This is a genomic window from Massilia sp. HP4 (assembly GCF_005222695.1).
GTDB lineage: Bacteria > Pseudomonadota > Gammaproteobacteria > Burkholderiales > Burkholderiaceae_D > Telluria.
The window spans coordinates 17,575-41,566 of sequence record NZ_STGG01000001.1; the positions used below are offsets into that span (position 1 = coordinate 17,575).

General features: G+C 65.8%; 25 protein-coding genes. 22 read left to right on the forward strand and 3 right to left on the reverse strand.

Annotated features, from left to right (window positions below; translation table 11 throughout):
* The first annotated feature begins 59 nt into the window (after positions 1-59).
* The 7 genes from E8M83_RS00090 (at position 60) to E8M83_RS00120 (ending at position 8,107) form a co-directional block, all read left to right on the forward strand.
* Positions 60-1,733 (forward strand): MFS transporter, encoded by a 1,674-nt coding sequence (locus tag E8M83_RS00090; protein ID WP_137171358.1) that lies wholly within the window; start codon positions 60-62, stop codon positions 1,731-1,733.
* Position 1,734: 1 nt separating this feature from the next.
* Complete coding sequence (locus tag E8M83_RS00095) at positions 1,735-2,811, forward strand: HlyD family secretion protein (RefSeq protein WP_137171359.1); 1,077 nt, start codon at positions 1,735-1,737, stop codon at positions 2,809-2,811.
* Positions 2,808-4,202 carry an efflux transporter outer membrane subunit gene (locus tag E8M83_RS00100; protein ID WP_137171360.1) on the forward strand — a complete coding sequence of 465 codons (1,395 nt, stop codon included), beginning with the start codon at positions 2,808-2,810 and terminating at the stop codon, positions 4,200-4,202. The genes E8M83_RS00095 and E8M83_RS00100 overlap by 4 nt, the downstream gene beginning before the upstream one ends.
* A complete protein-coding gene (locus E8M83_RS00105; protein ID WP_137171361.1) occupies positions 4,184-4,798 on the forward strand; it encodes a tRNA-uridine aminocarboxypropyltransferase in 615 nt (204 codons plus the stop codon). Before E8M83_RS00100 ends, E8M83_RS00105 begins: the two co-directional genes overlap by 19 nt.
* A gap of 58 nt (positions 4,799-4,856) precedes the next feature.
* Positions 4,857-6,035 carry a PA0069 family radical SAM protein gene (locus E8M83_RS00110; protein ID WP_229491365.1) on the forward strand — a complete coding sequence of 393 codons (1,179 nt, stop codon included), beginning with the start codon at positions 4,857-4,859 and terminating at the stop codon, positions 6,033-6,035.
* Between the two features lie 82 nt (positions 6,036-6,117).
* Positions 6,118-7,488 carry an MFS transporter gene (locus tag E8M83_RS00115; protein ID WP_229491366.1) on the forward strand — a complete coding sequence of 457 codons (1,371 nt, stop codon included), beginning with the start codon at positions 6,118-6,120 and terminating at the stop codon, positions 7,486-7,488.
* 4 nt (positions 7,489-7,492) lie between these two features.
* Positions 7,493-8,107 (forward strand): AAA family ATPase, encoded by a 615-nt coding sequence (locus E8M83_RS00120; RefSeq protein WP_229491367.1) that lies wholly within the window; start codon positions 7,493-7,495, stop codon positions 8,105-8,107.
* Here the strand turns inward: E8M83_RS00120 and E8M83_RS00125 are convergent.
* Together E8M83_RS00125 and E8M83_RS00130 are read right to left on the reverse strand one after the other, a co-directional pair.
* Positions 8,088-8,669 (reverse strand): gamma-glutamylcyclotransferase, encoded by a 582-nt coding sequence (locus tag E8M83_RS00125; RefSeq protein ID WP_137171362.1) that lies wholly within the window; start codon positions 8,667-8,669, stop codon positions 8,088-8,090. The genes E8M83_RS00120 and E8M83_RS00125 overlap by 20 nt on opposite strands.
* A gap of 53 nt (positions 8,670-8,722) precedes the next feature.
* The gene (locus E8M83_RS00130; protein WP_137171363.1) at positions 8,723-9,622 is read right to left on the reverse strand and encodes a LysR family transcriptional regulator; all 900 of its coding nucleotides are present in this window, start codon (positions 9,620-9,622) and stop codon (positions 8,723-8,725) included.
* A 101-nt stretch (positions 9,623-9,723) separates the two neighbouring features.
* On the opposite strand from E8M83_RS00130, the gene E8M83_RS00135 reads away from it, so the two are divergent.
* The 15 genes from E8M83_RS00135 (at position 9,724) to E8M83_RS00205 (ending at position 22,815) form a co-directional block, all read left to right on the forward strand.
* Entirely contained in the window at positions 9,724-10,749 is a 1,026-nt protein-coding gene (locus tag E8M83_RS00135; RefSeq protein ID WP_137171364.1) for a fumarylacetoacetate hydrolase family protein, read from the forward strand.
* Positions 10,746-11,390, forward strand: a complete 645-nt coding sequence (maiA, locus tag E8M83_RS00140; RefSeq protein ID WP_137171365.1) for a maleylacetoacetate isomerase — start codon at positions 10,746-10,748, stop codon at positions 11,388-11,390. The genes E8M83_RS00135 and maiA overlap by 4 nt, the downstream gene beginning before the upstream one ends.
* 61 nt (positions 11,391-11,451) lie before the next feature.
* Positions 11,452-12,222, forward strand: coding sequence for a uracil-DNA glycosylase (locus E8M83_RS00145; protein WP_137171366.1), 771 nt, complete (start codon positions 11,452-11,454; stop codon positions 12,220-12,222).
* Positions 12,223-12,438: 216 nt separating this feature from the next.
* Complete coding sequence (iscR, locus tag E8M83_RS00150) at positions 12,439-12,960, forward strand: Fe-S cluster assembly transcriptional regulator IscR (protein ID WP_137171367.1); 522 nt, start codon at positions 12,439-12,441, stop codon at positions 12,958-12,960.
* Positions 12,960-14,216 carry an IscS subfamily cysteine desulfurase gene (locus E8M83_RS00155; protein WP_137171368.1) on the forward strand — a complete coding sequence of 419 codons (1,257 nt, stop codon included), beginning with the start codon at positions 12,960-12,962 and terminating at the stop codon, positions 14,214-14,216. The genes iscR and E8M83_RS00155 overlap by 1 nt, the downstream gene beginning before the upstream one ends.
* 34 nt (positions 14,217-14,250) lie before the next feature.
* Positions 14,251-14,643, forward strand: a complete 393-nt coding sequence (gene iscU / locus E8M83_RS00160; protein WP_005666324.1) for a Fe-S cluster assembly scaffold IscU — start codon at positions 14,251-14,253, stop codon at positions 14,641-14,643.
* A 31-nt stretch (positions 14,644-14,674) separates the two neighbouring features.
* Positions 14,675-14,998: an iron-sulfur cluster assembly protein IscA gene (iscA, locus tag E8M83_RS00165; RefSeq protein WP_005666326.1), complete on the forward strand. Its 324-nt coding sequence runs from the start codon at positions 14,675-14,677 to the stop codon at positions 14,996-14,998.
* Positions 14,999-15,015: 17 nt separating this feature from the next.
* Positions 15,016-15,531 carry a Fe-S protein assembly co-chaperone HscB gene (gene hscB / locus E8M83_RS00170; RefSeq protein ID WP_137171369.1) on the forward strand — a complete coding sequence of 172 codons (516 nt, stop codon included), beginning with the start codon at positions 15,016-15,018 and terminating at the stop codon, positions 15,529-15,531.
* Positions 15,532-15,634: 103 nt separating this feature from the next.
* Positions 15,635-17,524 carry a Fe-S protein assembly chaperone HscA gene (hscA, locus tag E8M83_RS00175; RefSeq protein ID WP_137171370.1) on the forward strand — a complete coding sequence of 630 codons (1,890 nt, stop codon included), beginning with the start codon at positions 15,635-15,637 and terminating at the stop codon, positions 17,522-17,524.
* Positions 17,525-17,603: 79 nt separating this feature from the next.
* Entirely contained in the window at positions 17,604-17,945 is a 342-nt protein-coding gene (fdx, locus tag E8M83_RS00180) for an ISC system 2Fe-2S type ferredoxin (RefSeq protein WP_137171371.1), read from the forward strand.
* Positions 17,946-17,952: 7 nt separating this feature from the next.
* A complete protein-coding gene (locus E8M83_RS00185; RefSeq protein ID WP_137171372.1) occupies positions 17,953-18,849 on the forward strand; it encodes an SAM-dependent methyltransferase in 897 nt (298 codons plus the stop codon).
* Positions 18,850-18,856: 7 nt separating this feature from the next.
* Positions 18,857-19,894: a low-specificity L-threonine aldolase gene (gene ltaE / locus E8M83_RS00190; protein ID WP_137171373.1), complete on the forward strand. Its 1,038-nt coding sequence runs from the start codon at positions 18,857-18,859 to the stop codon at positions 19,892-19,894.
* On the forward strand, positions 19,891-20,577 hold the full coding sequence (locus E8M83_RS00195; RefSeq protein ID WP_137171374.1) for an RNA pseudouridine synthase: 687 nt from the start codon (positions 19,891-19,893) through the stop codon (positions 20,575-20,577). The genes ltaE and E8M83_RS00195 overlap by 4 nt, the downstream gene beginning before the upstream one ends.
* Positions 20,578-20,600: 23 nt before the next feature.
* The gene (locus E8M83_RS00200; protein WP_137171375.1) at positions 20,601-21,107 is read left to right on the forward strand and encodes a hypothetical protein; all 507 of its coding nucleotides are present in this window, start codon (positions 20,601-20,603) and stop codon (positions 21,105-21,107) included.
* 67 nt (positions 21,108-21,174) lie between these two features.
* Positions 21,175-22,815 (forward strand): choice-of-anchor I family protein, encoded by a 1,641-nt coding sequence (locus E8M83_RS00205; RefSeq protein WP_137171376.1) that lies wholly within the window; start codon positions 21,175-21,177, stop codon positions 22,813-22,815.
* Here E8M83_RS00205 and E8M83_RS00210 read toward each other — a convergent pair.
* Positions 22,809-23,789, reverse strand: a complete 981-nt coding sequence (locus E8M83_RS00210) for an SDR family oxidoreductase (RefSeq protein ID WP_137171377.1) — start codon at positions 23,787-23,789, stop codon at positions 22,809-22,811. The two genes, E8M83_RS00205 and E8M83_RS00210, sit on opposite strands and share 7 nt — an antisense overlap.
* Between the last annotated feature and the right edge of the window lie 203 nt (positions 23,790-23,992).

A 23,992-nucleotide genomic window follows, 5' to 3' on the forward strand; every position in this document is an offset into this window, starting at 1 on the left:
ACGCGTTTTTCTTCGAAGGAGTATCATCGCCACCCTGTGAGTAGCAAGGGAAATGACGGATGAGCAAGTATGCGCCGCGCGAGTGGGCACCAGACGAAAAGCCGATGATGCCCGGCTCGCCGTCCACGCCAGCCCACCCGACCCCGCTGCGCTTTGCCTACCTGTTCGTCGGCGTCCTGATCACGATTACAGGCGGTCTCGGCAATGCGCTGGTGACCGTCAACCTGGTCCACCTGCAAGGCGTGCTGGGCGCCTATTCCACCGAGACCACCTGGTTGCCGGCCGCCTATGTGATGGCCAATGCCTCCATGAACCTGCTGCTGGTGAAATTCAGGCAACAGTTCGGCCTGCGCCTGTTCACCGAGATCTTCCTCGTGCTGTATGCGCTGGTGACCTTCGCCCACCTGTTCGTCAACGACCTCGCCTCGGCCATCGCGGTGCGCGCCGCCCACGGCATGCTGGCGGCGGCCGTTTCGCCGCTGGGCCTGTACTACGTGCTGCAAGGATTCAAGAAGGAATGGCGCCTGCGCGGGGTGGCGCTGGCGCTGGGCGCGGCCCAGCTGGCGCTGCCGCTGGCCTACCTCTTCTCGAACGACCTGCTGCAGATCGCCGAATGGCGCGGACTGTACCTGTTCGAACTGGGCCTGGCCCTGGTGTCGCTGGGCGCCGTGCTGCTGCTCAAGCTGCCGCCGGGCGACCACATCAAGGCCTTCCGGCCGACCGACTTCGTCACCTTCGCCCTGTTCGCGCCCGGCATGGCGCTGCTGTGCGCGGCGATCAGCTTCGGCCGCGTCGAATGGTGGTTCGAGCGTGACTGGATCGGGATGGCGCTGGCGGCGGCGATCGTGCTGCTGGCGGCGGCGCTGTGCGTCGAGCATAACCGCGCCAATCCGCTACTGAACCTGCGCTGGCTGGCCAGCGGCAATATCGTGCGCCTGGCGCTGTCGATGCTGCTGGTGCGGATCGTGCTGTCGGAGCAGAGCGTCGGCGCGGTCGGCTTCCTGCGCGCCGTGGGCCTGGACAACGACCAGTTGCAGACCCTGTACGCGATCGTGCTGGCCGCCACGGTGGCCGGGATCGCGGTGTCGGCGCTGACCGTCAACGTCAACCACCTGGTGGCGCCGCAGGTGATCGCGCTGCTGTGCATGGCGCTGGGCGCCTGGATCGATGCCCATGCCAGTAACCAGACCCGGATCGAACAGATGTACCTGAGCCAGGGCCTGCTCGCCTTCGGCGGCACCTTGTTCCTCGGGCCGCTGGTGATCTCGCTGCTCGGCGCCGTGATCCCCAATCCGCAAAACCTGATCAGTTTTTCGGTGCTGTTCGGCCTGACCCAGAACCTGGGCAGCCTGCTCGGCTCGAGCCTGGTCGGCACCTTCCAGGTGATCCGCGAAAAATACCATTCCTCGCTGATCGTCGAGGGCCTCTCCAGCCTGGATCCGCTGGTGGCCAGCCGCATACAGTCCGGCGCCGCCGCAGCCGGACGCCTGCTGGCCGATCCTGCCGCCGCGACGCGCCAGAGCCTGCAATCGCTGTCGGCGACGGCAACGCGCGAAGCCAATATCCTCGCCTATAACGACGTGTTCCTGGTGCTGGCCATCCTGGCCGCCGGGAGCGCGACCTGGATCTTCCTGCATGCCGTGTGGCTGCATTACTTCCCGGCCGTGAAAGCGGCGCCGACGCCGGCGCCCAGGCCCGGGACTCTACCACCACCCGACCCTGTGACCGACTGATATGCCAGAGCCATCGACCGTCCCCAACCGTTCCCGTCGCATCCTGCTGAGCGCGCTCGCGTTTGGCGCCATCGCCATCGCCGGCGTGCTCATCGTGCTGTATGCCTGGAACCTGCCGCCGTTTCGCAGCACCCTGCAAAGCACCGAGAACGCGCTGGTGCGCGGCCAGGTGACGATCATCAGCCCGCAACTGAGCGGCTATGTGGTCGAGGTGCGGGTGCAGGATTTCCAGCACGTGAAAGAGGGCGAGCTCTTGATGCGCATCGACGAGCGCATCCCGACCCAGCGCCTGGCGCAGGCGCGCGCCGAACTGGCCAATCGCCACGCAGCGCTCAGCAATTTCACGCAAAGCCAGTCCAGCGCGCGCGCCACGATTGCGCAGAACCAGGCATTGCTGGCATCGAACGAGGCGCAGGCCCGGCGCGCGCAAGCCGACCTGCGCCGCGTGGAAGAACTGGCGGCCGACGGCTCGCTGTCGACGCGCGAACTCGACGCCGCGCGCGCCACCCAGGCGCAAGCCAGTGCCTCGCGCGACCAGTCGCGCGCCGCGCTCGAGATCGCGCGCCAGAACCTGCGCTCGGTCGACGTCAACCGCGCCGCGCTCGAGGCGTCGGTGGCCAATGCCGAGGCGGCCGTGAAGCTGGCCGAGATCGACATGGCCAACACCCATATCACCGCGCCGCGCGACGGCCAGCTGGGCCAGGTGACGGTGCGCCAGGGCGCCTACGTGAACGCGGGCGCGCAGCTGACGGCCCTGGTGCCGAGCACGATGTGGGTGATCGCGAACATGAAGGAAACGCAGATGGCCAATGTCGCCGTCGGCCAGCCGGTGACGTTTACCGTCGACGCCCTGGGCAATGCGCGGCTGCGCGGCCACGTCGAACGCATCTCGCCGGCGACCGGCTCGGAGTTCTCGGTGATCGCACCCGATAACGCGACCGGCAACTTCGTCAAGATCGCCCAACGGATTCCGGTGCGGATCAGCATCGATGCGAACCAGCCGCTGGCCCAGCGCCTGCGGCCGGGCATGTCGGTGGTGACGACGATCGATACCGCGCAAGTCGGGGCCGCACGGTGAGCCGGCGTGCGTTGGCGCTTGCGGTGCTGCCGCTGCTGCTGTCGGCTTGCGCGATGGCGCCGCAGCCGGCGCCGGAGCCTTCCCTGACCGTGCCGCCGGCATGGCGCACGGCCGGCGCCGGCGACAGTGCAGGGGACAGCACCAGCGTCGATCGCGACTGGTGGCGTGCCTTCGGCGACCCGGTGCTCGATACGCTGGTGCGGCGTGCGCTCGACAACAACAGCGACTTGAGGATCGCGCGAGCGCGCCTGCAGGAATACCAGGCGCGCATCCGCGTGGCCGACAGCGCGCGCCTGCCGGCATTGAGCCTGTCCTTGGGTCCAACCCGTTCGCGCGCGATCGGACCGTTCGGCGAGCCGGTCGAGACCACCTCGATCGTCGGCGCGGTGCAGGCCAGCTATGAGCTGGACCTGTTCGGCCGTATCGCCGGCAGCGTGGAGGCGGCGCGCTTCGAATCGCTGTCGCAAGAGGCGGCGCTAGAGGCGGCGGCGCTGGCGGTGGCGGCGAATACGGCCTCCGGCTACCTGAATTTGCTGGGCCTGGACGCCCAGCTGGCGCTGGCGCGGGCGACCCTGGAGTCGCGCGAGCGCTCGTTCGAACTGGCGCGCCACCAGTTCGAGGTCGGCTACAGCTCGCGCCTGGAGATGTCGCAGGCCGAGGCCGAGCTGCATTCGACCGCCGCCACCGTGCCCCAGCTCGAGCGCCAGGTCGCGCTGCAGGAGCAGGCGCTGAACGTACTGCTCGGCGCCAGTCCAGGCCCGGTGGCGCGCGGCGCCGAATTGACGGCATTGCGCGAGCCGCGGCCCGCGCCCGGGCTGCCGTCCGAACTGCTGCGCCGGCGTCCCGACATCGCCCAGGCCGAGCGCCTGGTGGCCGCCAGCGACGCCAGCTTGGCGGTGGCGCGCGATGCGCTGCTGCCGTCGATCCGGCTGACCGCGTCGGTGGGCGCGCAGGGCCACAGCCTGTCGCAACTGCTGCGCTCTCCGACCGAGTTGTGGAGCATCGGCGGCAGCGTGCTGGCGCCGCTGTTCGATGCGGGGCGGCTGCGGGCCCAGGCCGAGATCGCGGGCACGGTGCGCGACCGCGCTGTCTTTACCTATGAATCCGTGGTGCGCTCGGCCTTTGCCGAGACAGATAACGCGCTGGCTTCGATCGACGGCCTGCAGCGGCAACTGGTGGAGGCCGAGGCGAGGCGGGTGGCGGCCGGCGAGGTGCTGCGGGTGGCGCGCAACCGTTATCGCAACGGCTACGCTTCGTATCTCGAAGAACTCGACGCGCAGCGCACGGCCTTCAGTGCCGACCTGAATGCGCTGCAGCTGCATACCAGCTTGCTGGCGGCGCACGTCGACCTGTACCGGGCGCTGGGCGGCGGATGGACTCCCGCGCCGTGACCGCTGCCAGGCGACCCGTGTGCGCCACTTGCCTGCGCGCGCAAACGGCCTGCATTTGCCAGTGGATCGCGCCGGTGGCGCCGCAGGCATCCCTGCTGGTGTTGCTGCATCCGCTCGAGGTCGGGAATGCCAAGAACAGCGGGCGCCTGCTGCACCTCTGCGTGGCGGGCAGCGCGCTGGCGGTTGGCGAGGCTTTCGATACGGACGTGCTGGACGGGCTGCTGCATGCGGATGGGCGCACGCCGGTGTTGCTGTATCCGGCCACGCCGGACGACCGGAACCTGTCCGCGCCACCGTCAATGCCGCTGCTGCCCGCGTCTGCACTCCGGCTGGTAGTGCTGGACGCCACCTGGCGCAAGAGCCGCAAGATGCTGTACCTGAATCCGGCTTTGCAACAGTTGCCGCGGCTGGCGCTAAGCGATGTGGCGCCGTCGAACTACCGTATCCGCAAGGCGCATGCGCCGCATCAGCTGTCGAGCCTGGAGGCGGCTGCGCAGGCGCTGGCCCAGCTGGAAGGGGACGGCGAGCGCTACCAGGCGCTGCTGGATGCCTTCGATGGGTTTGTTTCGCAACAGGCATCGTACGTGCGCGCTTGAATTCGGTGCGCGGGCGGCGTAAGATACTGTATAAATATACAGTATTGGAGCGCCAGCCATGGGCACTATCGATCATCCGATCCACCGTGAACCGTTCGACGACGGGCATGTCGCCCTTGCTCCGTCCGCGCCGCCGCTTGCGCGCAAGGGCCGTGGGGCGGTGTCGAACCTGCAAGGCCGCTACGAGGTCAACGACCGCGAGCGCTTCGACGACGGCTGGGCGATCGACGACGATGCCGGCCCGGCGGCGTTCAAGACCGTGGTCACTGACGAGATCGCCAAGAGCATCCTGTCGCGCAATACCTCGCCCGACATCCCGTTCAGCGTCTCCCTGAACCCGTATCGCGGCTGCGAGCATGGCTGCATCTATTGCTTCGCGCGGCCTACACACAGCTACCTCGGCCTGTCGCCGGGGCTCGATTTCGAGAGCCGCCTGTTCGCCAAGGTCAACGCGCCCGAGTTGCTGCGGTGCGAGCTCGCCAAGCCCGGCTACGTGCCCGAGCATATCGCCATCGGCGTCAACACCGACGCCTATCAACCGTGCGAGCGCGAACGCAAGCTCACGCGCTCGGTGCTCGAGGTGCTGGCCGAGTGCCGCCATCCGGCCGGGCTCATTACCAAGTCGTCACTGATCGAGCGCGACATCGACATCCTGGCGCCGATGGCGCAAAAAGGCATGGCGTGCGCGGCAATCACGCTCACCACGCTCGACGCCGGGATTTCACGCACGCTGGAGCCGCGCGCGGCGGCTCCGATGCGGCGGCTGCGCACCATTCGCACCCTGACCGAGGCCGGCATCCCGGTCAGCGTCAGCGTAGCGCCGATCATCCCCTTCGTGACCGAACCCGAGATCGAACGCATCCTGGAGGCAGCGCGCGACGCCGGCGCGGTCGGCGCGCACTATACGGTGCTGCGCCTGCCGCATGAGGTGAACCCCTTGTTCCAGGAGTGGCTGCAAGCCCACTTCCCCGACCGCGCGCAGCGGGTGATGAACCGCATCCGCGAGATGCGGGGCGGCAAAGACTACGACAGCGATTTCGCGACCCGCATGAAAGGCGAGGGCGTGTGGGCCGACCTGATCCGGCAGCGCTTCGAGAAGGCGTCCGAGCGGCTGGGCTTTGCGGATTTGCGCGGCCGGTTCGGTCGATTGGATGGCTCGCAGTTCAGGCGGCCGCTGGTGGTGCCGCAGATGCAGAAACGGGATACAAAAGGAGCCGGGCAGCTGGATTTGTTCTAGGAATGCGGTGCAGCCGGAGGTGCCTGGGGCGTGTATACGGGCTCCAGCGTACAATGCCGTTTGTTGCATTCTCATACATCCTATGGTCACCTCAGTTCCCGCAGGGCAGGGCGGTAATCCAGCGCATCGTATCGGGCAGGGCGGTCCGGCAGTGTCGGTCGAGCATGGCCTGCAGGCGGTCGGCGTCGGCAAGTTCCAGTACCGTATCTTCACGATCTTCGGCCTGGTCTGGCTGGCAGACGCCATGCAGGTGCTGTCGATCGGTTTTTCTGCGCCGTCGATCGCCAGGACCTTCGGCTTGACGGTGCCGCAAGCCCTGCAGACGGGAACGCTGTTCTTCGTCGGCATGCTGATCGGCGCCTTCGTGTTCGGCCGGCTGGCGGACCGCATCGGCCGCCGTCCGGTGCTGATGATGGCGGTGGTGATCGACGCCTGCTTCGGCGTGGCGTCCGCCTTTGCGCCCGACTTCACCTGGCTGCTGGCGCTGCGCTTCCTGACCGGCATCGGCGTCGGCGCCACCCTGCCGGTCGACTACACGATGATGGCCGAGTTCCTGCCCAGCGACCGGCGCGGCCGCTGGCTGGTGCTACTCGAATCGTTCTGGGCGCTCGGCACGATCTGCCTGGCCGTGCTGGCGCTGTGGGCGGTACAGTGGGGCGACGACGCCTGGCGCGTCATCTTCTTCGTCACCGGCCTGCCGGCCCTGGTCGGGGTGGTCCTGCGTTTCTATATTCCCGAGTCGCCCATGTACCTGCACCGCAGCGGCAAGCCGGACGAAGCGCGCGCGGTGCTGGCGCGGGTCGCCAGGATCAATGGCCGCCAGGTCGACATCCCGCCGCTGCAGCCCGAGCGCAGGCAGCCTACGTCACTGCTCTCGCTGTTCCGGGACGGCCTGCGCCGTCGCAGCATATGCCTGTTCCTGTCTTGGGCGCTGATCTCGATCGCCTATTACGGCGTGTTCGTCTACCTGCCGATCCGCTTGAGCGCCGAAGGCTTCGGCTTCATGCGCGGCCAGGCATTCCTGATCGTGCTGGCGCTGGTCCAGCTGCCTGGTTTTGCGCTGGCCGCGTATGGCGTCGAGCGCTGGGGGCGCAAGCCGACGCTGGTCGGCTTCCTGCTGGTGAGTAGCGTCGGCTGCCTGGGCTATAGCCTGGGCAGTTCCACCGCGCTGGTGGTGGGCTCGACGCTCTTGATGAGCTTTGCCCTGCTCGGCACCTGGGGCGCCCTGTATGCGTTCACGCCCGAGGTGTATCCGACCCGGCTGCGCGCCAGCGGGATGGGCATGGCCGGCGCCGTCGCGCGCTTCGGCGGCCTGTTCGCGCCGGCGATCGTCGCACCGGTGATGGCGACGCACTTCACGCTGGCGCTGGTGATGCTGTCGAGCTTTTTGCTGCTGGGAGCGGTGGCGATCCTGTGCGTCGATACCGAATCGCGCCAGCGGGCGCTGGATTGAACCAATGTCTCAAGATCAGGATACCAGGGTGATGCGGATGAAGGCACGGCAGCAGCACGGCGGGATGGTCGTCTTCGTCGGCGCGGAATCGACCGGCAAATCGACCCTGGCCCAGCATCTGGCGCACCGGCTCGGTGCCGGCTTCGTCCCCGAAATCGGCCGCTTCATCTGGGAAGAAAAGCAGGGCAGGCTCACGGCCGACGATTATGTCGAGATCGCCGAACGGCACCGCGATGCCGAGGACGAGGCGGTGAGGCAGGCATCCACCCCATGGGTCTTCGTCGACACCAATGCGCTCACCACGCTGCTGCTCGGCCTGTGCTTCGGCCAGGTCACCGAGCCGGTCCCGCCCGCGCTGCTGCATTACGCGGACGACTGCCGCACCCGCTACCTGCACCATTTCGTCTGTGCCGACGACATTCCGTATGAAGAAGAACCCGGCGTGCGCGAAAACGCCGGCTGGCGCACGCATATCCAGCGCCTGGTGCTGGAAGATCTCGAGCGCCGGGCTATCGCTTACACGGTGTTGACGGGCACGCTGGAACAGCGCGCCGCGAAGGTAATGGACGTCCTGTCCTCGATCGAACAGGATCAGGAAATTACGTGCGCAGCTGCGTAACGCCAAAGTCCGCCAGGTGCCGCTCGAGCGCGAACACGTGCGGATCGGGCTTGCCGAGTTCGCGCAGGGCATGGGCCAGGCCCAGCAGGTATTCGCTGTTCGGACCGCTCGGACCGCGCGCCGTGGCGATCTGGCGCGCGATATCGCGCTCGTCGGCCGGGCCGAGATAGGCTTCGTTCTCGTGCGTGGCGATATAGACGATGCCCTCGTCGCTGCTGCCGTCGTCGAAATGCATCTCGGTCGCCAGCCGCAGGTAGCCGTTCTTTTCGCGGTGGTCGAGGTGGGCGAATTCTTCGGGCGTCACCAGGTAGGCCATGCCGTGGCACAGCGCGCCGGCCTCGGGCACCAGGGTCACGACGCGGCCAGGGGCCGTCTCGGTGCCGCGATGGTCGTGCGAACCTTGCCAGAAGCGCCGCGACCAGCCGCCGATATAGGCAGGGCGCCGGTCGATGAAAGGGAAGTCGGCCTTGAAGATCAGCGAACCGTAGCCGAACAGCCACACGCGCTTGCGGCCGTCGAACTTGTTCATCCGTTGGTTGATGGCGATCGTGTTGTAGGACATCGTATAGAGCTGGCAGAGGAGAGATGCCGTTCATTGTAGCGCGGCATGTGCCATCAGCGTTGCGACCGTTTTACATATCCAAACAGGAAATTGATATAACTCTCGGCCGCCGGCGACAGTGAGCGACCGGGCCGCGTATAGACGAAAAAGCGCCGCGTGAGCACCGGTTCGTCCAGCGGCCGCAACACCAGGCCATGCAGTTCTACCAACGGTTCGGCATAGGGCAGGCAGACCGTCACCCCGAGCCCGGCGCTGACCATCGCCAGCGCGGTGGTCATGAAGGTCACCTCGTGCGCCGGCTTGATGGGCGTCTCGCGCAGCGAGGCATGCATATCGTCGAGCAGCCGCTCCGTAAATTGGCCCTGCAGCGAAATGAACGGGTGGTTCTCCACGTCGCGCCAGGTCAGTCGCGGTAGCGAGGCCAGCGGATGATCTTGTGGAAATACCAAGGCAAACGGCATCTCGAACAGCTCGCGCGCCTCCAGCGCCGGCGCCGGCACGCGCTCGGGGCCGATGCCGACATCCGCCTCGCCCGACAATACGCGCGCGATCACGCCTTCGACTTCGGTATCGCTCAGGCGTACCTCGATCGCCGGATGGCCGGCCCGGTAGGCCGCGATCGCCTGCGGCAGCAAGGTGCACGACAGCAGCTGCGGCGCCGCGACGCGCACCAGCCCTTTCTTGAGCTGCGTGTGATCGGCCACGTTAGCCAGCGCACCGTCCAGGTCATCGATCATCTGGCTAAATAGGGGAAACAGTTCGCGGCCGATATCGGTCAGGCTGATCCTGCGCGTGCTGCGGTCGACCACGCGCGCGCCCAGGGTCTGTTCGAGCTCCTTGATCAGCCCGGACAGGGCCGACTGCGTCACGTGCATCGCCTGCGCCGCAAGCGTGAAATTGCCGGTCTTGGCAAGGGCGACGAAGGCGCGCATCTGGCGCAGCGTGGGATTCATAAGATAAGCTGATAAATCGCGTTGAAAATACTGTTTGTATGATAGTGCGTTTTGATTTGTAATGGTGGTTGCTCAGCAATATCGAATCGAAGGAATCGCCCATGAAACTCGCCACCCTCAAAACCGGCGGCCGCGACGGCACGCTGGTCGTCGTCAGCCGCGACCTGGTCACGTATCAAGCCGTGCCCGACATCGCGCACACCCTGCAGGCCGCCCTGGACGACTGGGATGCAGTCGCGCCGCGCCTGCGGCAGGTCTACGACCAGCTCAACGACGGCAATGCCGATAACGCCGAATCCTTCATCGAGCAGGAATGCCATTCGCCGCTGCCGCGCGCCTACCAGTGGGCCGACGGTTCGGCCTATATCAACCACGTCGAGCTGGTGCGCAAGGCGCGCAATGCCGAGGTGCCGGCCTCGTTCTACACCGATCCGCTGATGTACCAGGGCGGCGGCGATTCCTTCGTCGGCCCTTGCGACCCAATCGCCGTGCTGTCCGAAGACTGGGGCATCGACCTCGAGGCCGAGGTGGCGGTCGTCACCGGCGACGTGCCGATGGGCGCCAGCATCGAACGGGCGGCCGGCGCGATCCGCCTGGTCATGCTGGTCAACGACGTCTCGCTGCGCAACCTGATCCCGAACGAACTGGCCAAGGGCTTCGGTTTCTACCAGTCCAAGCCGGCCAGCGCCTTCTCGCCGGTCGCCGTCACGCCAGACGAGCTGGGCGACGCCTGGCACGACAGCAAGCTGCACCTGCCGCTGCTGGTCACGCTCAACGGCGCCGCCTTCGGCCGTCCGAACGCCGGCGAAGACATGACCTTCAGCTTCGCCCAGCTGGTCGCACACGCGGCCGCCACCCGCGAGCTGTGCGCCGGCAGCATCATCGGCTCGGGCACGGTGTCCAACAAGCAGGGCAGCCTGCACGGCTCGAGCGTGGAGAACGGCGGTGTCGGCTACTGCTGCCTGGCCGAGGTGCGCATGTACGAAACCATCGAGCAGGGCAAGCCGGCAACGCCGTTCCTGGCATTCGGCGACACGGTGCGCATCGAAATGCTGGACGCCGGCGGCGCCAGCATCTTTGGGGCCATCGACCAGGAGGTGGCCCGTTACCATGAGAGGCAGCGATGAAGCTCTATACCTATTTTCGCAGCTCGGCCGCCTACCGGGTGCGCATTGCGCTGAACCTGAAGGGCATGGCGTATGACGCGATTCCCGTGCACCTGCTCAAGAACGGCGGCCAGCACCTGCAGGACGACTACCGCAAGATCAATCCGAGCGGCCTGGTGCCGTCGTTCCAGGACGACCGCATCACCCTGACCCAGTCGATGGCGATCATCGAATACCTCGAAGAGATCCATCCCGAGCCGCCGCTGCTGCCGAAGGATGCGCCGGGCCGCGGCCGCGTGCGCGAGCTGGCCCAGATCATCGGCTGCGACGTCCATCCGGTCAACAACCTGCGCGTACTGAACTACCTGGTCAAGCACCTGGGTTTATCCGACCAGGCCAAGACCGAGTGGTACCGCCACTGGATCATCGAAGGCTTCCAGTCGCTCGAGGCGCACCTGGCGCGCGATCCGGGCGCCGGCCCGTTCTGCCACGGCGACCATCCGACCATCGCCGACTGCTACCTGGTGCCGCAGGTGTTCAATGCGCAGCGCTTCAATATCGACGTCTCGGCCTATCCCAACATCGACCGCATCAATTCGCTGTGCGTCGAGCTGCCCGCGTTCAAGGCGGCGCATCCTTCGCACCAGCCGGATACCGAGTAACAGGGCGGACAAGGGCGATGAGGCGGGCTACAATCCGCCTCTTTCCTCTTGCTAGTTCGCCATGCAGATTTCCGCCATTCCCGCTCCCATCCTGCAAGCCCTCGCCCTGGCCGACGCCTCCTGGCGTCCCATCCTCGAATCCGGTCTTGCGGCGGTGATGCGCGCCAATCCCGGCTACCTGCCGGCCCTGGCGGCCGACGACTACGTGCCGACCGAAAACCGCCTGTTCGCCGCCTTCGCCCAGCCGCTGGACAAGGTCCGCTATGTGCTGGTGGGCGAGGGCCCTTATCCGCGCGCCGAGAGCGCGACCGGCGTCTGCTTCATGGACGGTGCGGTCGGGCAATTGTGGAGCGAGACCGGCCTGTCGAAGCCGGTCAACCGCGCGACTTCGCTGCGTAACTTCATGAAGATGCTGCTGGTGGCCGGTGGCCGGCTGCAATCGGACGCCACCGGCGGCGCGGCCCTGGCGCCGATCGCGCAGGCGGCTCGCAGTGATGGATCGATCCAGACCTTGGCCGAACTGCAGGACAATCTGCACGCTCGCGGCTTTCTGCTGCTGAACGCGGCGCTGGTGTTCCGCAAACATGTCGCACCGGCCATCGATGCGCGCGCCTGGCTGCCGTTCCTGCAAACCGTGCTGGCGGCGCTGGCCGAACGCCCTGGGCCGCCGACCCTGGTCTTGTGGGGCAAGATTGCCGAACAACTGAAAAAACTGCCGGAGACGGCTGCCTTCCCACATGCGGCGGCCGAGCATCCCTACAACCTGAGCTTCATCGGGCACCAGGGCATGCAGCAGCTGTTCGGGCCGATGGAACTGTTGCGTAAACGTTAAAAGTCCTGCGCAGCAGCGGCGATGGGGCCGGTCGATCCAAAGAGGGAAGAGGTCCTGGGCCGTTTTTGGGGGTCTCCAAGACAAGATGTCCGCGATTTGCTATACTTGACTAAATCGTTCAACTAATCGGGTTTTTAACCAGCCCCGCAAGGGAAGTCGTAGTGTGCTGCGGGACAGTTGGGCAAGAGGAATATTTTAACATTGACCGGGGTTGTAATGCGTCTGACCACCAAAGGCCGTTTTGCTGTTACCGCGATGATCGATCTTGCTATGCGTCAAGGCAATGGTCCCGTCACGCTGTCAGGCATCAGCCAGCGCCAGGCCATTTCGCTGTCCTACCTCGAGCAGCTGTTCGGCAAGCTGCGCCGCCACGAGATCGTCGAATCGATCCGCGGCCCGGGCGGCGGCTACAGCCTGGCCAGGCCTGCGGGCAAGGTGACTGTCGCCGACATCATCATCGCCGTCGACGAGCCGCTCGATGCGACGCAGTGCGGTGGCAAGGAGAATTGCCATGGCGCCCACGTCGATGGCGCCCGCTGCATGACCCACGAACTGTGGACCACGCTGAACGAGAAGATGGTCGACTACCTCGATTCGGTCTCCCTGCAAGACCTGGTCGACCAGCAGCGGCAAAAAGAACAGAACGTCGTGCACGTGCACCGTGGCGCCCCTGCCGCCGTCGGACAAGCGCCGTCGGACAAGATTAACAGCGGATTGAAGCTTACTGGAGTGAATTGATGAACGCGCCTTTGGACAAGAAAACCGAGCAGAGCTTCGCGACTGCGCCCCATTTCCCGATCTACCTGGACTACTCGGCCACCACGCCGGTCGATCCACGCGTCGCGGATGCCATGATCCCGTTCCTGCGCGAGCAGTTCGGCAACCCGGCTTCGCGCAGCCACGCCTATGGCTGGAGCGCCGAAGCCGCGGTCGAAGCAGCGCGCCAGAACGTCGCGAACATGGTCGGCGCCGATCCGCGCGAGATCATCTGGACCTCGGGCGCGACCGAGAGCAACAACCTGGCCCTGAAGGGCGCCGCCCAGTTCTACAAGACCAAGGGCAAGCACATCATCACGGTCAAGACCGAACACAAATCGGTGCTCGACACCGTGCGCGAGCTCGAGCGCGTGGGCTTCGAGGCCACCTATCTCGAGCCGCAAGACAACGGCCTGATCACCGTCGAGCAGCTGCAGGCGGCGCTGCGTCCAGACACCATCCTGGTCTCGGTCATGCTGGTCAATAACGAGATCGGCGTGGTCCAGCCGATCGAAGAGCTGGCTGCACTGTGCCGCTCGAAAGGCATCATCTTCCATTGCGACGCCGCACAAGCGGTCGGCAAGGTCCACATCGACCTCGAGAAATCGAAAGTCGACCTGATGACCTTCACCGCGCACAAGGTCTACGGCCCGAAAGGCGTCGGCGCCCTGTACGTGCGCCGCAAGCCGCGCGTGCGCCTCGAAGCGCAGATGCACGGTGGCGGCCACGAGCGCGGTCTGCGTTCGGGCACCCTGCCGACCCACCAGCTGGTGGGCATGGGCGAAGCCTTCCGCATAGCGAAAGAAGAGATGGAGAGCGAACTGGTCAAGGTGCGCGCGCTGCGCGACCGCCTGGCCAAGGGCCTGCTCGAGATCGAAGAGGTGTATATCAACGGCGACATGGACCACCGCGTGCCGCACAACCTGAACGTTTCGTTCAACTATGTCGAAGGCGAGTCGCTGATCATGGCGGTCAAGGATATCGCCGTGTCGTCCGGTTCGGCCTGCACCTCGGCCAGCCTGGAACCGTCGTACGTGCTGCGCGCCCTGGGCCGCAGCGACGAACTGGCGCACAGCTCGATCCGCTTCACCATCGGCCGCTTCACCACCGAAGAAGAGATCGACTTCGCCGTCGAGCTGCTCAAGTCGAAGGTCGGCAAACTGCGCGAACTGTCGCCGCTGTGGGACATGTTCAAGGAAGGGATCGACCTCAATTCGATCCAATGGGCAGCCCACTAACACAGAACGCACTTACCCAATAGGGAGCAATACCATGGCATATTCGGACAAAGTACTGGACCACTACGAGAACCCGCGCAACGTCGGCGCCTTCGACAAGGGCGACGATGCCGTCGGCACCGGCATGGTCGGCGCGCCGGCCTGCGGCGACGTCATGAAACTGCAGATCAAGGTCAACGACCAGGGCCTGATCGAAGACGCGAAGTTCAAGACCTATGGCTGCGGTTCGGCCATCGCATCGAGCTCGCTGATCACCGAATGGGTGAAGGGCAAGAGTCTGGACGAAGCGCTGGCGATCAAGAACACGCAGATCGCCGAAGAACTGGCACTGCCGCCAGTCAAGATCCACTGCTCGATCCTGGCCGAAGACGCGATCAAGGCCGCCGTCGCCGACTACAAGGCGAAGCACGAGAAGGCAGCAGCGTAATTATTTTTGTAGAACTGAGCTGGAGAAGCACATGGCAATCACCCTGACCGAAAAAGCCGCGAAGCACGTCAACCGTTACCTCGAACGCCGGGGCAAGGGCATCGGTTTGCGTTTCGGTGTGCGCACCACCGGCTGCTCCGGCCTGGCCTACAAGCTCGAATACGTCGACGAGAGCGCCGCCGAAGACGCGGTGTTCGAGTCGCATGGCGTCAAGGTCTTCGTCGACCCGAAAAGCCTGGCCTATATCGATGGCACCGAGCTCGATTTCGCCCGCGAGGGACTGAACGAAGGCTTCCGCTTCAACAACCCGAACGTCAAGGACAACTGCGGCTGCGGCGAGAGCTTCCGTATTTAAGCCGATTATCTGAGCCGATGCAGAATCACTTCGACCTTTTCCAGCTGCCGGCCCGTTTCGAGGTCGACCAGGATGCCCTCGACTCGGCTTATCGCGAAGTCCAGGGCCGCGTCCACCCTGACCGTTTCGTCAACGCAACCGACGCTGAAAAGCGCGTCGCGATGCAGTGGGCGACCCGCGCCAACGAGGCCTATCAAACCCTGCGCAACCCGCAGAAGCGCGCCCAGTATTTGTGCGAACTGAACGGCGTTGACCTGCAGACCGAGTCGAATACGGCGATGCCGCCCGCCTTCCTGATGCAGCAGATGGAATGGCGTGAAGAGCTCGAGGATGCGCGCGCCGCCAGGGATGCGATCGCGCTCGACCGCCTCGACGCGCAGCTGCGCAGCGAGCGCAAGAACATGCTGGCAGCCGTTGCGAGCCAGCTGGACGCGGGCGACTTCAGCGGCGCCGCGCAAGGCGTGCGCGGCCTGATGTTCCTCGATAAATTCGGCGACGAAGTGCAGTACGCCTTCGAAGCGATCGACGCGTGACGGGTGGGGCGCCAGCCCCCCCCAGGCGACGCCGCAGCGCATCCCCGCGTAGAATAGCGGTCGCACCGACCCGGCGCAGAAAAACAATATTGGTATCACGACTATGGCACTCCTCCAAATCGCCGAACCCGGCATGTCCACCGCCCCGCACCAGCATCGCCTGGCCGTGGGCATCGACCTGGGCACCACCAACTCGCTCGTCGCCACCGTCCGTAGCGGCAGCCCCGAAGTGCTCAGCGACGAAGAGGGCCGTTCCTTGCTGCCGTCGATCGTGCGCTACCTGCCGAACGGTCACGCGAACATCGGCCACAAGGCGCGCGTGCACCAGACCACTGACCCCAAGAACACCATCGTCTCGGTCAAGCGCTTCATGGGCCGGGCCTTGGCCGACATCGCCCACGCCGAGAACCTGCCCTACGACTTCGTCGACGGCCAGGGCATGGTGCAGCTGAACACCGTCGCCGGCGTGAAAAGCCCGGTCGAGGTCTCGGCCCAGATCCTGGCGACACTGCGCCAGCGCGCCGAGGATTCGCTGGGCGACGACCTGGTCGGCGCCGTGATCACCGTCCCGGCCTACTTCGACGACGCCCAGCGCCAGGCCACCAAGGACGCGGCCCAGCTGGCCGGCCTGAACGTGCTGCGCCTGCTGTCCGAGCCGACCGCCGCCGCCATCGCCTATGGCCTCGACCATGGCAAGGAAGGCGTCTACGCGGTCTATGACCTGGGCGGCGGCACCTTCGACATCTCGATCCTCAAATTGTCGAAGGGCGTGTTCGAGGTGCTGTCGACCGGCGGCGACTCGGCCCTGGGCGGCGACGATTTCGACCATAGGTTGTTTTGCTGGATCACCGAGCAGGCCAAGCTGGCGCCGCTGTCCGAACAGGACACCGCGACCCTGATGGTCAAGGCGCGCCAGGCCAAGGAACTGCTGTCGACCAATGAAGAAACCACCGTCGAGGCGATCCTGAAGTCGGGCGAGCTGGTACAGGTGACGGTCACCGCGGAAGTCTTCTTCGAGATCACCAAGCACCTGGTCGGCAAGACCATGAACGCGATCCGCAAGGCGATGCGCGATGCGAACGTCAGTGCCGACGATGTCGACGGCGTGGTGATGGTCGGCGGCGCGACCCGCATGCCGCATGTGCGCCGCGCGGTCTCCGAATTCTTCCAGACCATCCCGCACGCCAATATCGACCCGGACCGCGTGGTGGCGCTGGGCGCCGCGATCCAGGCCGACCAATTGGCCGGCAACCGCGCTGAAGGCGACGACTGGCTGCTGCTCGACGTGACTCCGCTGTCGCTGGGTATCGAGACGATGGGCGGCCTGGTCGAGAAGATCATCCCGCGCAATTCGACGATTCCCGTGGCGCGCGCCCAGGAATTCACGACCTTCAAGGATGGCCAGACCGCGCTGGCGGTGCACGTGGTGCAGGGCGAGCGCGAGCTGGTGTCGGACTGCCGTTCGCTGGCCCGCTTCGAGCTGCGCGGCATCCCGCCGATGGCGGCCGGCGCCGCGCGCATCCGCGTGACCTACCAGGTGGACGCCGACGGCCTGCTGTCGGTGGCGGCGCGCGAAATGCGCTCGGGCGTGGAAGCGTCGATCACGGTCAAGCCGTCGTATGGCCTGGCCGACGACGACGTGGCGCGCATGCTGCAGGAATCCTATTCGTCGGCGTCGGGCGACATGCAGATGCGCGCGCTGCGCGAAGAGCAGGTCGAGGCCGAGCGTATCCTGCTGGCGACGCAGTCGGCGCTGGATGGCGATGTCGACCTGCTGTCGCAAGAAGAGCAAGCCGCGATCGGCCAGCAGTTGCAGGCGGTGCGCGATGCGGTGGGCGCGTCGAACGATACGTCGACCGCGCCGGGCCAGCGCCAGGATGCCTTGCACAGTGCGGTGCAGGCGCTGGCCAGGGGCACCGAGGAATTCGCCGCCCGCCGCATGGACAAGAGCGTGCGCACGGCGCTGGCGGGCAAGTCGCTGGACGAGGTGTGAGCCTCTCCCCCAAGGGCTTGAATACGAAACATGAAGAACAACGGATAATCGGATTATCCAACCAACCGAGGTAAGCCAAGTGCCACAAATCGTCATCCTCCCACACCCGGTGTTCTGCCCCGACGGCGCCGTGCTCGAAGCACCAAGCGGCAAGTCGGTCTGCGACGTCCTGCTCGATAACGACATCGATATCGAGCACGCCTGCGACCGCGTCTGCGCCTGCACCACCTGCCACGTGATCGTGCGCGAAGGTTTCGAGTCGCTGGGCGAGCAGGAAGAGAAAGAAGAAGACATGCTCGACAAGGCCTGGGGCCTCGAGCCGAACTCGCGCCTGTCATGCCAGGCGATCGTCGCGCAAGAAGACCTGGTGGTCGAGATCCCGAAATACACGATCAACCACGCCGCTGAAAAGAACCACTGAGCCGTCCATGAAGCGTCTTGAGCAAGCCAGGAAATCCCCGGCACCACAGGAATTGCCGCCTGAAATTCGCCCGGGCCAGTCGATCGAGCTGCTCAAGGAGCTGCACATCCTGACCCGCGACGGCAAATTGAACCAGGACAGCCGCCGCAAGCTCAAGCAGGTCTACCACCTGTATAACTTCATCGAGCCGCTGCTGCGCGACGTCAAGAACCGTAGTGATAACCCCTTGGGCGGCGTCTCGCTGGTCGACCATGGCGCCGGCAAGTCCTACCTCGGCTTCATCTTGTACGACCTGTTCGTCAAGGCAGAAGGCGAGGGCTCGCACATCTACGGCATCGAAACGCGCGAAGAGCTGGTCAGCAAGTCGACCGAGCTGGCCGCGCGCCTGGGTTTCAATGGCATGTCGTTCCTGCCGCTGTCGGTCGCCGAATCGACCACCTCGACCGAGCTGCCGGAAACCATCGACATCGTCACCGCGCTGCACGCCTGTAACACCGCCACCGACGACGCCATCGACTTCGCCCTGAAGAAGAAGGCGAAACACATGGTGCTGGTGCCGTGCTGCCAGGCCGAAGTCGCGTCCGTCCTGCGCAAGAACAAGGGCAAGGATGTGAAACGCAGCGCGTTGACCGAGATCTGGCGCCACCCGATCCACACCCGCGAATTCGGCAGCCAGGTGACCAATGTGCTGCGCTGCCTGCAGCTCGAGGCGCATGGTTACCAGGTCACGGTCACCGAACTGGTGGGCTGGGAACACTCGATGAAGAACGAGCTGATCGTCGCCACCTATAAGAACCTGCCGCGCCGCCGGCCGAGCGAGCGCCTGGACGAGGTGCTGGGCGAGCTTGGATTGAGCGAAATGAGAGAGCGTTTCTATGCTCCGCAACCTGCAACGACGGAATGACGAGAACATGAGCGACACAATCGAGCGCTGGATCGACCTGCGCAGCGACACCGTGACCCAGCCCAGCGCCGCGATGCGCGCCACCATGGTGGCCGCGCCGGTCGGCGACGACGTGTATGGCGACGACCCGACCGTCAATCGCCTGCAGGACTATGCGGCCGAGCTGTTCGGTTTTGAAGCCGGCATGTTCGCCCCGAGCGGCACCCAGACCAACCTGATCGCGCTGATGACCCACTGCGGCCGCGGCGACGAATACCTGGTCGGCCAGGAAGCGCACACCTATAAATACGAAGGCGGCGGCGCCGCGGTGCTGGGCAGCATCCAGCCGCAGCCGATCGCGAACCAGCCGGACGGATCGATCGCGCTGGCCGATATCGAAGCCTATATCAAGCCGGACGATATGCACTTTGCCCGTACCCGCTTGCTGGCGCTCGAAAACACCATCGGCGGCCGTGTGCTGAGCCAGGAATACCTGGCAGCCGCCACCAGGCTGGCGCACGAAAAGGGCCTGGCGACCCACCTCGATGGCGCGCGCATCTGCAACGCCGCCGTCAAGCAGGGCATCAGCCTGGCGGATGCCGTCAAAGGTTTCGACACCGTGTCGGTCTGCCTGTCCAAGGGCCTGGGGGCCCCGGTGGGTTCGGTCCTGCTGGGACCGAAATCCTTCATCGAGCAGGGCAAGCGCTGGCGCAAGATGCTGGGCGGCGGCATGCGCCAGGCCGGCGTGATCGCCGCCGCGGCCCATTACGCGCTCGAGCACAACGTGGCGCTGCTCGCCAACGACCATGACAACGCGGCCGAACTGGCGCGGGGCCTGGCGCAGATCGAACAGCTCAAGGTCGGCACGCCGCAGACGAATATCTTCTGGATGGATGTTCCCGCCGCCGCCTGCGCGCCGCTGCGCCAGGCACTCGAGCGCGCGCAGATCCGCGCCACGGTCGGCCCCAAGATGCGCCTGGTGACCCATCTCGACATCTCGAACGACGACGTGAAACGCACGGTCGAGGTATTTGCTGCGTTCTTCGCGGATTGGCACGCCCGATGACTGACGAAGTTATCCGCCTGGCCAAGCGCGTCGCCGAAGTGGCGGGGTGCTCGCGCGCCGACGCCGAACGCTATATCGCCGGCGGCTGGATCAGCGTCGATGGCGTGGTCGCCGAAGACCCGGCCGCGCGCGTGACGCCGGCGCAAGCCGTCGTGCTGCTGCCCGGCGCCACGCCGGTCGAACCGGAACCGGTCACCATCCTGCTGCACAAGCCGGCCGGCGTCGAGCAGGACGCGCTGCTGGCTGCGATCGGGGCCGATACCCAGGTGCTGGACAATGGCTTCGGCAAGCCCTTCCTGCGCCGTCACCTGCTCAAGCTGGCCCTGGGGACGCCGCTCGAGACGATGGCCTCGGGCTTGGTCGTGTTCAGCCAGGACTGGCGCGTGATGCGCAAACTCGTCGAGGACGCGCCGCGCAACGAATATGAATACGTGGCCGAGGTAGAGGGCCAGATCATCGACGGCGGCCTGGATAAACTGGGCCGCATGTTCCGCGCCAGCTGGCAAAGCGAGAAGCGCCTGCGCATCGCCGGCAAGAACATCCAGCGCGGCCAGATCGAGCGCCTGTGCGGCGACGTCGGCCTGAAGGTCACCGCGCTGCGCCGCCTGCGCATCGGCCGCATTTCCATGGGCAGCCTGCCGCCGGGCGGCTGGCGTTACCTGCGCGACGTCGAGCGCTTCTGAATCTTTCGCTTCATCGCTTTTTTATGCCAAGTTCCTTGCGCCTGGTCGCGACCAGCGTCCTGTTTTTCCTGGTGTTCGGCCCGATCATGCCGGTCATCGAATTCACCCTCGCCACGCTGTTTACCAAGGGCCGCATCGAGATCATGCCGTCCTTCTACCTGGCGGCGCTGTTGTTCGGCGCCCTGATCGCGGGCACGCTCGGCCTGGCGCACGGCGTGCTGGTGGCGCTGGCGGTCAAGCTGGAACCGCTGCGCCGGCGCCTGCACAGCACGCCGCGCCGCGTCCTGCTGGGGGCGGGCGCCGCGCTGCTGTGCGGGCTGGCGATGACCGCCGTCACCCTCTACATCGCGCGCCATTCGTTTGGCGACCTGCTGGGCGGGATGGACCCGAACAACCCCGATCCATGGAAGATCATCCGCGCCTATATGGTGATCGAGCTGTTCATCCTGCCGGCGCTGGTGTGCGGCATCCTGTTCCAGCTGCTGCCATGGTCGAAGAAGCTCATGCAGCGCGCCGTCGCATCGAACTGACTGGTCATACTGCTGTCATCATCCGTCCATATGCTGTCGATTTTTCACACTTGGAAAATCGACAACCATGTTCCTGCGCCGTCCTGCCAAACCTTCCAGCTACCTCCCCATGATGAGCGCGATCGCGCTGGCCTGCGTGCTCGCGGCCTGCGGTGGCGGCGATGACGACGATCCGACGCCGACCACGCTCGCGCTGCAGAAGATCGGCAGCTACAACGGCGGGGCGGTCGGCGCGGCGGAGATCACGGCCTATGACGCAGGTAGCCGCCGCCTGTTCGTCGTCAACGGCGCCAACGGCACCGTCGATGTGCTGGACCTGGCGGCGCCCGCCACGCCAAAACTGATCGGCACCATCAATGTGGCCAGCCTGGGCAAGGCGGTCAACAGCGTCGCCGTGCACGACGGCCTGGTGGCGCTGGCGATCGAAGCCAATCCCAAGACCGATCCGGGTACCGTCGCCTTCTACAACGCGGCCGACCTGAAACTGGCGGGCAGCGTCAAGGTTGGCGCGCTGCCGGACATGCTCACTTTCACCCCGGACGGCAGCAAGGTGCTGGTGGCGAACGAGGGCGAACCGAGCGGCTACGGCGTGGCCGGCACGGCCGACCCGGAAGGTTCGGTCAGCGTCATCACCGTCAACCGCGGCGGCACGCCGTCGGTGGCCACCGCCGACTTCCGCGCCTTCAACGGCAAGGAGGCCGAATTGCGCGCGCAGGGCATCCGCATCTTCGGACCGAACGCCAGCGCGGCCCAGGACTTCGAGCCGGAATACATCACCGTCGGCGACGACGGCCGTACCGCCTACGTGACCCTGCAAGAGAACAATGCGATCGCGATCGTCGACGTGGCGACGGCCAAGGTCACCTCGGTCAAGCCGCTCGGCTTCAAGGACCACAGCCTGGCCGGGATGGGCATGGATGCGTCGGACGAGGATGGCGGCACCAATACCAATAGCGGCTCGCCGGCCATCAAGATCGGCCCGCAGCCGGTAAAGGGCATGTACCTGCCGGACGCCGTCGCCAGCTACACGGTGGATGGAAAGCGTTACCTGATCACCGCCAACGAGGGCGACGCCCGCGCCGACTGGCCGGGCTTTAACGAAGAAAGCCGCGTGCGCGCGCATTGCACGGCGGGCCTGGACCCGGCGGTATTCCCGGATGCGGCCAACAAGATCTTCGATTCGAACCTGGGTCGCCTGCGCGTGACGACCACGCCAAACGGTGGTGTCACCGGCAAGAACGCGGCCGGCCAGTGCACCGAGCTGTACACTTTCGGCGGTCGTTCATTCTCGATCTGGGATACCGACATCAAGCGCGTCTACGACTCGGGCGACGAGTTCGAGCGCCGCACTACCGCGCTGCCGAACGTGAAGTTCAACGCCAGCAACGACAACAACGACCTGGAAGACCGCAGCGCCTCGAAAGGCCCGGAACCGGAAGGCGCCGTGGTCGGCAAGTTCGGCAACAAGCACTACGCCTTCATCGGCCTGGAGCGCGTGGGCGGCGTGATGGTGTATGACGTGAGCAAGCCGGCCCAGGCTTCCTTCGTCACCTACCTCAATACGCGCGATGGCGACAAGGGCGACCTGGGTCCGGAAGGCCTGACCCTGATCCCCGGTAACAAGTCGCCGAACGGCAAGCCGTTGCTGATCGTCGGTAATGAAGTCAGCGGCACGACTGCCGTGATGCAGATCAACCTGACTTATTGATCTGAACGTCCGCGCAGGAGCTGGACACCGACCGCGGCGGCCACCACCGCCGCGCCGGCCAGCAGCGCCTTGTTGGCCGGTTGATTTCGTGGCTGATTCAGGCGACCCGGCTCGCTATGGATGCCGCTGGCCCCGCGCGGCGGCTCGTACAGCGCGCCGCGGGTGTCGCGCGCCGGATCCGCGCGCCTGGCCCACGCATCCATGAAGCGGTTCATGCCGGCCGCGATGAGGTTCGGCGCGAGCTGCGTCGCTTTCATGGCGGCGGCGGGCGCGCCGATCACGGTCGTGTCGCGCGGGCTGCGCGCCAGCTTGACGACGGCGTCGGCCACGGTTTCCGGCGCCAGCGCGCCCGGCGGATACGACAGGTGGGCGCCGGTATAGTTGGCCGCATGGCTGAAGCCCGGCGAATCCACGAAGGTCGGATACACGTCGCACACATGGATCTGGCGCCGCTTGCCCAGCTCGGCGCGCACGGCTTCGGAAAAGCCGCGCAGGCCGAACTTGCTGGCCGCGTAGGCCGCCGCATAGGGCGTGGCGACGTAGCCGCCGGACGAGATCATATTGACCCAGATGCCGTGATCCTGCTCCAGGAAGATCGGCAGCACCGCGTGCGCGTCGTGCATGTGGGTGAGCAGGTTGGTCTCGATCACCTGGCGGTGATCGCGCATGGGTACGTCGTGGTATTTGCCGACCACGCCGGCGCCGACATTGCTGAACCACAGGTCGATCCGGCCCAGGATGCCGTGCGCCTCGCGGGCGAAGGCGGCCACCGCATCGGCGTCGGTCGCATCCACCACCACCGTTTCGGCCCGGCCACCGGCCTGGAAGCAGCGGCGGGCGACATCGTCGAGCCCTTCCTTGCCGCGCGCGCCGAGCACCAGGTCGGCGCCCTGGCGGGCAAAGGCGACGGCGGTCGCGGCGCCGATGCCGCTCGAGGCGCCCATGATGACTACGCGCAGAGTCGATCGCTTCATCGTTGACCTTTCATTCAAGATTGAAAAGGACGATTATTCCGCGATTCGGCAGACCGACGCGTTCGAATGCCGCACGGCAAGCTCAAGCCAGTCAGCGTTGGATTCTGGGTTCTTGAAATCGTCCCAACCCAGCGCCCCCAGTATTGCTGATAAGTTCGTTGTCCACGGTCAAATGGTTCGCTACTCGCGATGATAGATTGGCA